The sequence below is a fragment of the Streptomyces sp. KR55 genome, assembly GCF_052245645.1.
Lineage (GTDB): Bacteria > Actinomycetota > Actinomycetes > Streptomycetales > Streptomycetaceae > Streptomyces > Streptomyces flavusporus.
The window spans coordinates 1-10,845 of sequence record NZ_JBQQCE010000342.1; the positions used below are offsets into that span (position 1 = coordinate 1).

9 protein-coding genes are annotated in these 10,845 nt (G+C 71.8%); 4 read left to right on the forward strand and 5 right to left on the reverse strand.

The annotated features are described in order from the left end of the window. Window positions 1-512, forward strand: a 512-nt coding sequence (gene pgl, locus ACTWQJ_RS36460) for a 6-phosphogluconolactonase (RefSeq protein ID WP_443310742.1), incomplete at its 5' end; no start/stop codon positions are given. A 43-nt stretch (window positions 513-555) separates the two neighbouring features. Here the strand turns inward: pgl and ACTWQJ_RS36465 are convergent. The 5 genes from ACTWQJ_RS36465 to ACTWQJ_RS36485 form a co-directional block, all read right to left on the reverse strand. After that, window positions 556-1,395: a carbohydrate ABC transporter permease gene (locus tag ACTWQJ_RS36465; protein WP_443310743.1), complete on the reverse strand. Its 840-nt coding sequence runs from the start codon at window positions 1,393-1,395 to the stop codon at window positions 556-558. Continuing rightward, complete coding sequence (locus tag ACTWQJ_RS36470) at window positions 1,392-2,750, reverse strand: ABC transporter permease subunit (RefSeq protein ID WP_443310744.1); 1,359 nt, start codon at window positions 2,748-2,750, stop codon at window positions 1,392-1,394. The genes ACTWQJ_RS36465 and ACTWQJ_RS36470 overlap by 4 nt, the downstream gene beginning before the upstream one ends. A gap of 4 nt (window positions 2,751-2,754) precedes the next feature. Continuing rightward, complete coding sequence (locus ACTWQJ_RS36475; protein ID WP_385779991.1) at window positions 2,755-4,080, reverse strand: ABC transporter substrate-binding protein; 1,326 nt, start codon at window positions 4,078-4,080, stop codon at window positions 2,755-2,757. Between the two features lie 65 nt (window positions 4,081-4,145). Beyond that, window positions 4,146-5,783, reverse strand: a complete 1,638-nt coding sequence (locus ACTWQJ_RS36480; RefSeq protein WP_443310745.1) for a glycoside hydrolase family 13 protein — start codon at window positions 5,781-5,783, stop codon at window positions 4,146-4,148. A 190-nt stretch (window positions 5,784-5,973) separates the two neighbouring features. Beyond that, a complete protein-coding gene (locus tag ACTWQJ_RS36485) occupies window positions 5,974-7,245 on the reverse strand; it encodes an ABC transporter substrate-binding protein (RefSeq protein WP_443310746.1) in 1,272 nt (423 codons plus the stop codon). Between the two features lie 121 nt (window positions 7,246-7,366). Here ACTWQJ_RS36485 and ACTWQJ_RS36490 point away from each other — a divergent pair, with 121 nt between their 5' ends. From ACTWQJ_RS36490 to ACTWQJ_RS36500, 3 genes are all read left to right on the forward strand, one after another. Next, window positions 7,367-7,882, forward strand: a complete 516-nt coding sequence (locus tag ACTWQJ_RS36490; RefSeq protein ID WP_443310747.1) for a PadR family transcriptional regulator — start codon at window positions 7,367-7,369, stop codon at window positions 7,880-7,882. Continuing rightward, window positions 7,879-8,631: an ABC transporter ATP-binding protein gene (locus ACTWQJ_RS36495; RefSeq protein WP_443310748.1), complete on the forward strand. Its 753-nt coding sequence runs from the start codon at window positions 7,879-7,881 to the stop codon at window positions 8,629-8,631. The genes ACTWQJ_RS36490 and ACTWQJ_RS36495 overlap by 4 nt, the downstream gene beginning before the upstream one ends. Before the next feature lie 51 nt (window positions 8,632-8,682). Then, window positions 8,683-10,845 (forward strand): FtsX-like permease family protein (locus ACTWQJ_RS36500; protein ID WP_443310749.1); only part of this gene is annotated, 2,163 nt, incomplete at its 3' end.

The window sequence follows — 10,845 nt, forward strand, 5'->3', positions numbered from 1 at the left end:
GCGAGGCACTCCTCGACTCCGTCCCGCTGGACCCGAAGCGCGTGCACGCCATGCCCGCGTCGGACGGCCCGTACGGCTCGGACGTGGACGCCGCCGCAGCGGCCTACGCCGAGGAACTGGCCCGCGCGGCAGGCCCCGAGAACCACGGCGCGGTCCCCACCTTCGACGTCCTGATGCTGGGCGTCGGCCCGGACACTCACGTGGCCTCGCTGTTCCCGGAACTCCCCGCCGTACGGGAGACGGACCGCACGGTCGTCGGCGTCCACGGCGCCCCCAAGCCGCCGCCGACCCGCGTCACCCTCACACTGCCCGCCATCCGCGCGGCCCGCGAGGTCTGGCTCCTGGCCGCCGGCGAGGACAAGGCCAACGCCGCGGCGATCGCCCTCTCGGGCGCAGGCGAGATCCAGGCCCCGGCCGCCGGCGCATACGGCCGTGCCCGCACCCTGTGGCTGCTGGACTCGGCGGCGGCGGCCCAGCTGCCGAGGTCGCTGTATCCGCCGGCGTCACCGTGAAGGACGGGGCGGCACGGGGTTCCGGCCCCTGCCGCCCCTGCTTCTACTTCACCGATCCCGCCATCACCCCCTGCACAAAGTGCCGCTGGAAGGCGAAGAACACCGCCACCGGCACGATCAGCGACACGAAGGCGCCCGGCGCCAGTACGTCGATGTTGCTGCCGAACTGCCGGATCTGCGACTGGAGTTCGACGGTCAGCGGCTGCGAGGAGCTGTCCGCGAACAGCAGGGCCACCAGCATGTCGTTCCAGACCCACAGGAACTGGAAGATGGCCAGGCTGGCGATGGCGGGCCGGCCCACCGGCAGGATGAGGCGTGTGAAGATGCGCCACTCGCTGCCGCCGTCCATGCGTGCCGCCTCCAGCATCTCCTTCGGTATCTCGGCGAAGTAGTTGCGCAGCAGGAACACCGCGAACGGCAGACCGTAGGCCACGTGGAAGAGCACCACACCCGGGATCGTGCCGAACAGCCCCAGCTGGCCGAAGAGTTTGGCCACCGGCAGCAGGCCGATCTGCACCGGCACCACCAGCAGCGCGACCACCAGCAGGAAGAGCGGCTCGCGGCCGGGGAAGTCCAGCCAGGCGAAGGCGTATCCCGCGAGTGCCGCGATGACGACGACCAGCGCCGTGGCCGGGACCGAGATCAGTACCGTGTTCCAGAACGCCTGTGTGATCCCGGCGTTCTCCAGCAGCGCGGAGTAGTTGTCGAAGGACAGCTGGCCGGGGCTGGTGAACACCGTCCACCAGCCGCCCTTCGCCGTGTCCTCGGCGGACCGCAGCGACGACAGGAACAGCCCGGCCAGCGGGGTGAGCCAGATCAGGCCCACCACCACGAGGAAGGCCTGGACCAGGCTGTTGCCCAGGCCCCGTCGGACGGCGTTCATCGCTGACTCCTTCGGAAACGGCGGACGTTGAAGACCATCGCGGGGATCACCAGGAGCAGGAGCAGCACACCGAGCGCACTGCCGAGCCCCTGGTCGTTGCCCCCGCCGAAGGACACCAGCCACATCTGCGTCGCCAGGACGGTCGCGTCCTCCTGCACCGGGCCGGGCGCGATGATGTAGACGAGGTCGAAGACCTTCATCACGTTGATCACGAGGGTCACGAACACCACGGTCAGCACCGGCGCGAGCAGCGGCACAGTGATCTTCCGGAAGATCTGCCACTCGTTGGCGCCGTCCATCCGCGCCGCCTCCAGCGCGTCCCGGGGCAGCGTCGACAGCCCCGCGCCGATCAGCACCATCGCGAAGCCGGTCCAGATCCACAGATACGCGCCGATGATCGCGGGCGTCACCAGCGCCGGCCCGAGCCAGGAGACGCCCTCGTAGGGCGGCGCGAAGTTCGAGGCGGGCAGCCGCACCGTGTACGAGCCCGCCTCCAGCCCCTCGAAGCGGAAGGAGCCGTCGGACGCGGTGGTCGTCGTGCCGACCGTCCTGCCGTCGCGCACCGCTTCGACGGTCATCTCCGGCAGCCCGCTCTCCCGCCGGTCGACCCTGCCCTGCTCCCCTCCGCCGCCGGGCGTGAAGTCCAGGTACACGACTCCGCGCAGCTCACCGGGGGCGGCCTTGCGTTCGGCCGCCTGGTACGCGGGCCCAGCACCGCCGGGCAGGTCGTCGGGCAGCACCCCGACCAGGCCGAGCACCACCGTGTCCCCCGGCGACACGCCTGCGGTCGTGCGGTACGCCCCGCCCGCCTCCTTGGTCATGCCCTGGCCGTCACGCGCCCGGGCCGTCGGATAGGACGACGTGCCCTGGAAGGCGTCGTGCACGCCGACCACGGCGGCGTTCAGGACGCCCTTGTCCGGATCCTCGTCGTAGGCGAGCCGGAAGATGATGCCCGCGGCGAGGAAGGACACCGCCATCGGCATGAACAGCAGCAGCTTGAACGCCGTCGCCCAGCGGACCTTCTCCACCAGGACGGCCAGGATCAGACCCAGCCCGGTCAGCAGCGTCGGCGCCACCACGACCCAGATCGCCGTGTTGCGTACGGCCTTGAGCGTCGCCGGGTCGCGGAACATCTCGGTGTAGTTGTCGCCGCCGACGAACTGTGTCCCGGAGGCGTCGAAGAAGCTGCGGCCGATGGAGAACAGCACGGGGTAGACGACCAGGGCGCCCAGCAGGAGCAGCGCGGGGAAGACGAACAGCAGGGCGACGATCCGCCCCCGACGCCGCGGGCGCCGGCCGCTTCCGGCACCGGCGGCAGCCGGGGGGCTCGCCTCTTTCACGAGCGTTGCGGTCATGGCGTCAGTTCCCGTACGCCTTGGCCGCCGCGTCCTCCAGCTCGGCGGCAGTGCCCTTCGGGTCCGAGGGGTCGCGCAGGAAGTCCTGCAGGATCTTCCACTCGCCCGCACCCTTGGTGCCGCCGAAGGCCGCCGGCGCCTGGTCGGACATGTCGAAGCGGACCGAGTCGCCCGCGCCGACCAGGGACTCGGCGGTGGCCCGGGTGACGTCGTCGCCGTAGGAGGCGAGGTCGAGCTTCTTGTTCGGGGAGAGGAAGCCGCCCGCCTCGGCCCACACGGCCGCGGCCTCGGGGGTCGCGAGGTACTCCAGGAGCTTCATGCCGGCCTCGGCGTTCTTGCCGTCCTTCAGGACGACGGCCGCGTCGCCGCCGCTGACGACCGGCGCGGTGCCGCCGTCGACCGCGGGGAACGGGAAGAAGTTCGCGTCCTCGCCGATGCTCTTGCCGAACTGGTCCTTGGCGACCCCGGCGACGAAGTCGCCCTCGTAGACCATGCCGGCCTCGGGCTTCGGCCCGAACACCTTCTCCACCGAGCCCGGGAAGTCGGTGTTGAGGGCCCCCTTCTGCCCGCCCGCCACCAGCTGCTTGTCCTTGAACAGCTTGCCGAGCGTGGTGAGCGCCTCGACCACGGTCGGATCGGTCCACTTCAGCTCGTGCGCGGCGAGGGCGTCGTACTTCTCGGGTCCGGCCTGGGAGAGGTAGATGTTCTCGAACCAGTCGGTGAGCGTCCAGCCGTCCTGCCCGGCGACCGAGAAGGCGGCGAGCCCGGAGTCGGAGACGGTCTGCCCGGCCTCCAGCATCTCCTCGTACGTCTTCGGCGGCTCGACCCCGGCCTGGGCGAGGGCGTCGGGGCTGTACCAGACCGTCGACTTGTGGGCGGCCTTGAAGTACAGGCCGTACAGCGTGCCGTCGACGCTGCCGTACGTCTTCCAGACATCGGCATAGTTGGCGTCGACGGACTGCTGGGCGGTCTTGGACAGCGGCTTGAGCCAGTCCTCCTTCGCGAACTGCTGGAGCACGCCGACCTGCGGGACCATCACGACGTCGGGGGCGTTGCCACCCTCGATCTTGCTGCCGACGACGGTGGAGACGTTGTCCCCGGTGGAGACGAACTGGGTCTTGGCTCCGGTCTTCTCGCTGAAGGCGTCGAGCACCTTCTGGAAGTTCTCCTGTTCGCTGCCGGACCAGACACCGGCCACGGTGACCGTCTGGCCGCTGAGGGCCTTGTCGCCGCCGCCGGCCGTGACCGGGCCGCCGCCGCAGGCGGTCGCGCCGAGCGCCAGGACGAGGGCGGTGCAGCTTGTGAGCAGGGTGGTACGTCGTCGCATCATCGTTGATGTCCCTTCGGATCTTCGGGAGTTGACGGGGAGGTTGAGACGGGGAAGGTGACGGGGGCTCAGCTGTCGCTGATCCACCAGGCCGCCGTCGAGCCGGGCAGCACCCCGGCCGGGCAGGGGCCGCTGGACAGCAGCGGGGTGCCGGAGACCGGCGCGGGGGTGGGGGCGGTGCCGAAGTTGACGGCGCAGACCAGGTCGTCGCCGCGGACGAAGGCCAGGACACCGGGCGGGGTGTCCAGCCAGCGCAGCGTGCCCTCGCCCAACTGGGGCAGTGAGGCGCGCAGTTGGAGGCCGTCGCGGTACAGGTGCCAGAAGGAGCGGGTGTCGGCGAGGGCGCGGTCGGTGGCGTGCTCGGCGAACCACTCCGGCTGCGGCAGCCACGGCTTGGCGCCCTCGACCCCGGAGGTGAAGCCGAACGGCGAGGCCTGTCCCGACCACGGCAGCGGCACCCGGCAGCCGTCGCGGATCCGGGCCCGGCTGCCGGTGCGGCGGAAGATCGGGTCGGTGAGCACGTCGTCGGGCAGATCGACGACCTCGGGCAGGCCCAGCTCCTCGCCCTGGTAGATGTACGCGGCTCCGGGCAGCGCCAGCATGAGCAGCGCGGCAGCCCGGGCGCGGGTGGAGCCGAGACCGCTGCCTTCGGTGGCGGGTTCGCCGTAGCGGGTGACGGTGCGGACCTGGTCGTGGTTGTTGAGGACCCAGGTGACCGTGGAGCCCGTGCCGGCTATGTCCTGCATGGCCTCGGAGATGACCTTGCGGAAGGCGTCGGCGTCCCAGGGGGCGCTGAGCAGGTCGAAGAAGAAGGCCTGGTGGAGCTCGTCGGCGCGGACGTACTGGGCGTGCTCACGGGCGGTGGGCACGGACACCTCGCCGACCAGCAGGCGCTCGCGGCCGTCGCGGGCGGTGTAGTCCTCGCATATCGCGCGCCAGTGCTGCCACACCTCGTGCACCTCGGGCTGGTTCCAGGCCAGCGGGTTGACCGAGTCGCGGGTGCGGGCGTCGGCCTCGGGGTCCGGGGAGTCGGGCAGCTCCGGGTGCTTGAAGAGCCCGGCGGCGACGTCGATACGGAAGCCGTCGACGCCCCGGTCCAGCCAGAAGCGCAGGATCCTCTCGAACTCGGCGGGGACCTCGGGGTCGCGCCAGTTCCAGTCCGGCTGCTCGGGCGTGAACATGTGCAGGTACCACTGGCCGGGCCGCCCGTCCGCCTCCGTCACCCGGCTCCAGGCCGGTCCGCCGAACATGGCGTGCCAGTTGTTGGGCGGCTCTGAGCCGTCGGGACCACGGCCGTCGGCGAAGTGGAAGCGGGCGCGGGCCGCGCTGCCCGGCCCGGCGGCGAGCGCCTCGCGGAACCAGGGGTGCTCGCTGGAGCAGTGGTTGGGCACGATGTCCAGCAGCACCTTGATGCCGAGCCGCCGGGCGGCCGTCACCAGCAGGTCGAACTCGGCGAGGTCGCCGAAGGTCGGGTCGACGTCGCAGTAGTCGGCCACGTCGTAGCCGTGGTCGTGCTGCGGCGAGGGATAGAAGGGGCTCAGCCAGATCCCGTCGACGCCGAGCTTCTTCAGGTACGGCAGCCCGGCCCGGACGCCGGCGAGATCGCCGATGCCGTCGCCGGTGCTGTCCAGGAAGCTGCGGACGTACACCTGGTAGATCACTGCGTCGCGCCACCAGTGGCGGGCTTCTGTGCGCTGGAGACTCACCCCGTTGACCTGTCTGTGCGAGCTGACGGTTATGCATGCATGTTAAGTAGACGTGTCGCGAGGGTGTCAACGAACGGACGGAAAGCTACTGGGAGGTTGGGCGAAGAAGTACCGACTTATCCGGGCATTCAGAGCGCAGATGAGACGTCGGCGTTACCTAACAAGTAACTAGCGAAGGGTTGGCGAAGGGCTAGCGGCGAGAGATGGCGGCCAGCTCCCGCGCCAGCCGCCGCACCGCCGCCTCGGGCATCTGCCGCCCGGTCATCGCGTCGTGCACGACCGCCTGCACCGCCAGGCTGACCTGGTCGTAGTGCGGGCTCTTGGGGCGCGGCGCGGCAGTGAGCACGCTCTCGCGCAGGGTCGGCAGATACGGGAACTCCCTGACGAGCTCGGGATCCTCGTAGAGGTCGGCCCGTACGGGCGGCAGTGCGCCGCGCGTGAGGACCTGACGCTGGACGCGCTCGCTGGTGAGGTACGCGATCAGGCGCGCGGCGGTGTCGGGGTGCCGGGCGTGTGCGGTGACGGCCAGACTGGAGCCGCCGAGGACACTCGTCCCCGGCCCGTCCGGCCCCGGCAGCGGTACGGCGCCGATCTTCCCGGCGACCTTCGAGTCCTTGGCGGAGGCACCGACGTACGCGTACGGCCAGTTGCGCAGGAAGAGCAGCCGGCCGTCCTGGAAGGCCTGCTTGGACTCCTCCTCCTTGTACGTCAGCGCCGCTTTCGGTATCCAGCCCTCGCGCACCCCACGCGCGAGGAACCCGATGCCCTCGCGGGCCGCCGCCGAGTCCACGGTGACGCGCGCGCCCTCGTCGCCGAGGATCGTTCCGCCCGCCGAGTAGACGGCCTCGGCCGCGTTGACGGTGAGGCCCTCGTACGGCAGGAACTGGCCGGCGTAGCCGTCGAGTCCGTACTTCGGGGCGATGCTCCTCGCGGCCCGCTCCAACTCGGCCCAGGTGCGCGGCGGTGGGACGCCCTCCTTCGCGAGGACGTCCTTGCGGTACAGCAGCAGCCCGGCATTGGTGACGTACGGGACCGCATAGAGCTGTCCGTCGTAGGTCGCCGTGTCGACGACCGGCGGCAGGAAGGTCCCCAGCCCGAAGCGCTCGCGCGGAAGGGGCCGTATCCAGCCCGCCCCGGCGAACTCCGACGTCCAGTTGACGTCGATGTTGAGGACGTCGAACCGGCTGCGGTCGCCGCCGCGCAGGTCCGTGACCATCTGCGCGTGGGTCTCGTCGGCCGAGTCGGGCAGCTCGACGAGGGTCACCTTCTCGTCGGGGTGGGTGCGGTTCCAGCCCTGGAGGAGAGGGCCGAGATAGTTGGTGAGATCTCCGGCGGTGGCGAGCGTGAGCGGGCCGCGGCCGCCTCCGGTGTCTTCCTGCGCCTGGGCGCCGGAGGCGACGTAACCGGTCAGGACCACGAGGAGAACGAGAAGGCCCCTACCGGCGGCGCGCATCCACCGCATAGGTTCCTCCCTGTACACCGGCCACGGGCACCTTCGCCCGGGGTCAGAGGCCATGTATACCTGTTAGGTATGGGCGATACTAGGGCCTGGAGCACATTGACGAGACAGGAGGACTGCACGCGTGCGCCTGCCCCTCCTGGCCCTCCTCGCCCGTGGCCCGGCCCACGGCTACGAGCTCAAGCAAGACCTTGAGCAACTGCTGGGCTCCGCGTACCCTCAGCCGAACGTCGGCCAGATCTACGTCACCCTCGGCCGCCTCGAGAAGCAGGGACTGATCGAGGGCGAGGACGTCGAGCAGTCCAGCCGGCCCAACAAGAAGGTCTACCACCTCACCGAAGCCGGGCGTGGGGCGCTGCGCGCCTGGTTCGAGGAGCCCGAGGACGAGCCGCGGGTGCGGGACGAGTTCTTCATGAAGCTGGCGCTCGCTCCGCAGACCGGTATCGCCGACCAGATCGCCCTCATCAACAAGCAGCGGCGCCAGTATCTGAACACCATGCGTCAACTGTCGAAGCTGGCCGCCGCCGAGGACCGGGACAACCGCATCGCCCACCTGCTGATCGAGGGCGCGATGCTGCATCTGCAGGCCGACCTCGACTGGCTGGAACGGTGCCAGGAAGAGCTGGAGGAGCTGGAGTGAGCGACGGTTCCGCTCCCGTGCTGCGCGCCGAGGGCCTGGTCAGGACGCACTACGGCGAGGGCGCGCCCGCCCATGCCGTGCGCGGGGTCGACCTGAGCGTGCGGCGGGGCGAGTTCGTGGCGATCACCGGCCCGTCCGGTGCCGGGAAGTCGACGCTGCTGCATCTGCTCGGCGGGCTCCAGCGGCCGGATGCGGGAAGCATCTGGCTGGACGGTGAGTGCACCGACGCGTACAGCGAGGCGCGCTGGGCGGTGGAGCGCCGGAAGCGGATCGGGATCGTCTTCCAGTTCTTCAACCTGGTGTCGAACCTGTCCGTCGCCGACAACGTCGAGCTGCCCGCTCTCCTCGCCGGGGTGCCGCCGAAGCGGGCGCGCGCCGAGCGGGAGCAGCTGCTGGCCGAGCTGGGGCTCGCGGGCAAGGAGCGCAGCATGCCGGGCGAGCTGTCCGGCGGCGAGCAACAGCGGGTCGCGCTCGCCCGGGCCCTGGTCAACCATCCGCCCCTGCTGCTCGCCGACGAACCCGCGGGCAGCCTGGACAGCAAGGGCACCCGTGAGGTGATGCGGCTGCTGTCCCGCTTCCACCAGCGCGGCCAGACGATCCTGCTCGTCACGCATGACGCGCGGCTGGCGAGCGCCGCGGACCGGGTGATCAGCTTCTTCGACGGGCGGATCGCCGACGACGCGGAACTGGACGGCGGCCCGCCTCCGCGCCGCTCCGGGATATCGGGTGTGCTGGAGCTCAGGGACTGACATGCGGGCCTACGACCATTGCGCTGTCCTCGGGCCGAGGGGCTGAGGCCCGTGCGAGCCACCCTGCGCTGGGCGCACTCCGATCTGCGCACACACCGCGGCGAGGCGCTGTTCCTCGTCCTCGCCACGGCGGGCATCGTCGTGTCGCTGCTGCTGGCCACCGCCCTCTTCGGGTACGCCACCAACCCCTGGCAGCGGGTCTTCACCCAGGCCCGCGGCGCCCACGTCTGGCTGCACACCGACGCCTCCGCCGACACCCGGAAGCTGGCCGCGCTGGACGGCATCGAGTCCGTCGCCGGTCCCTGGCCCACCGCCTCCGCCACCATCGCCTCCCGGGGCACCCGCGCCTCGGTGGAACTGCGCGGCACCGGGGAGCTGCCCTCCGTCGGCCGCCCGCTGCTCACCTCCGGCCACTGGCTGGACCCCGCCACCCCCGACGGCGTGGTCCTGGAGAGCGGTCTCGCCCGCGCCCTGCTGGCCCAGCCCGGCGACCCGCTCACCCTGCCCGGCACCGCACGGAAGCTGACCGTCGTGGGCGTCGCCGACAGCGCCGAGCCCCGTTACCGGCCGGGCGAACAGCCCGGCCTGGTCTGGGCGCTGCCGTCCGCGGTGCACGACCCCGGTGGACAGGTCATCGGCGTGCGCCTGACGGACCCGGACGACACGGACTACGCCGTCCAGCGCGCCGTGACCCTGCTGGGCGCCGTGGCGATCGGCGAGGTCTCCACCTGGCAGCAGGCGCGCGCCGAGGCGCAGGGCGACAACCGGCTGCTCGGCCAGGTGCTGGGCCTGTTCGGTCTTGGCGCGCTGATCGCCGCCGGACTCGCCGTGCACGGGGCGATCGGCACCCGCATCCGCGGCCATCTGCGGGACATCTCCGTACTGAAGGCGATCGGCTTCACGCCCGGCCAGGTCGTCCGGGTCTTTCTGCTCCAGCATCTGGCGTACGCCCTGCTGGGCGCCGTGACCGCCGCCGCGCTCACCGAGGCGCTGGGCAGGCGGATCCCGGGCCGGTTCGGAGACGCGGTCGGCGTGTGGCAGGGGCTGCCCGGGCACACGGCCGCCCTCATCGTGGTGCCGGTGGGCGCGGTGCTGTTCATCGGCGCGACCACCGGGCTCGCCGCATGGCGGGCGGGACGGGTGCCGCCGGTGCCCGTGCCCCGGCCCACGGCGCCCCTCGGCGGCCGGCTGTCGGGCGTGGCGCGGCGCGCACTGGGCGTACGGGTGCCGCCCGCGCTGGTCCTCGGCTGGCACAAGGCGTTCACCCGCCGGCCCCGGTCCCTGGGCACGGTCGCCCGGCTCGCGCTGCCGCTGCTGCTGATCGTGGTGGCGATGAGCGCATGGACCACCATCGACCGCTTCCACAGCAGCCCCGAGCGGATCGGCCTCCCCGCCGCGCTGACCGTCCGGGCCGACGCGGGCCTGAACGACCGGGACGCCCGCACCCTGCTGGAACGCGACCCACAGGTCGCCGCCGCCTACCCGGGCGTCGAAGTGGCCGCCCTGGTACCGGGCCAGACGGCGACCATCGCCCTGCGCGGCCTCGGCACCCGAGCGAACCCCTACCCGTACACGCTGGCCGAGGGGCGCCCCGCGCGCGGGCCCGACGAGGCGGTGGCCGGGCAGGGGCTGCTCGACCTGCTGGACGTACGGGTCGGGGACTGGGTGCGGATGACCGTCGGCGACCAGCCGCAGGTCCTGCACATCGTGGGCCGCAGCATCGAACCGGAGAACGCCGGCCGGGTCGTCTCCACCTCCCTCGACACCCTCCGCGAGAACGACCCCGGCCTCCGCCCGACCCTCCACCAGCTCCGCCTGACCGCCGGCGCCGACCCGCACGAGGTCACCGCCCGGCTCGCCACAGCCGGACGCGGCCACCTCGACGTGCACACCGTGACGAACCCGGCCGACGGGCTGTCCCCGCTGCGCGGAGTCGTCCTCGGGCTGATCGCCGTGCTCGCCCTGATCGGGCTCATCGAGCTGCTGACCGCGATCGGCGGCACGGTCCGCGAGGGCGAGCGGGACCTGCTGGCCCTGAAGGCGATCGGCCTGTCCCCGCGCCAGATCACCGCGATCACGGTCACGGCCACCGGCTGTACGGCACTGGCGGCCCTGCTCGCCGCCCTGGCCCTCGGGCTGCCGCTGGCGCACTGGCTGATCGACGCCCAGGCCAGATCCAGCGGCCTCGGCGCCGGAATCGCCCAGGGCCCCTCC

What these genes read in the sequence shown, in the direction of transcription:
- ACTWQJ_RS36465 (WP_443310743.1), bottom strand. Translation starts at nt 1,395, where the DNA reads ATGAACGCCGTCCGACGGGGCCTGGGCAACAGCCTGGTCCAGGCCTTC.
- ACTWQJ_RS36470 (WP_443310744.1), bottom strand. Translation starts at nt 2,750, where the DNA reads ATGACCGCAACGCTCGTGAAAGAGGCGAGCCCCCCGGCTGCCGCCGGT.
- ACTWQJ_RS36475 (WP_385779991.1), bottom strand. Translation starts at nt 4,080, where the DNA reads ATGATGCGACGACGTACCACCCTGCTCACAAGCTGCACCGCCCTCGTC.
- ACTWQJ_RS36485 (WP_443310746.1), bottom strand. Translation starts at nt 7,245, where the DNA reads ATGCGGTGGATGCGCGCCGCCGGTAGGGGCCTTCTCGTTCTCCTCGTG.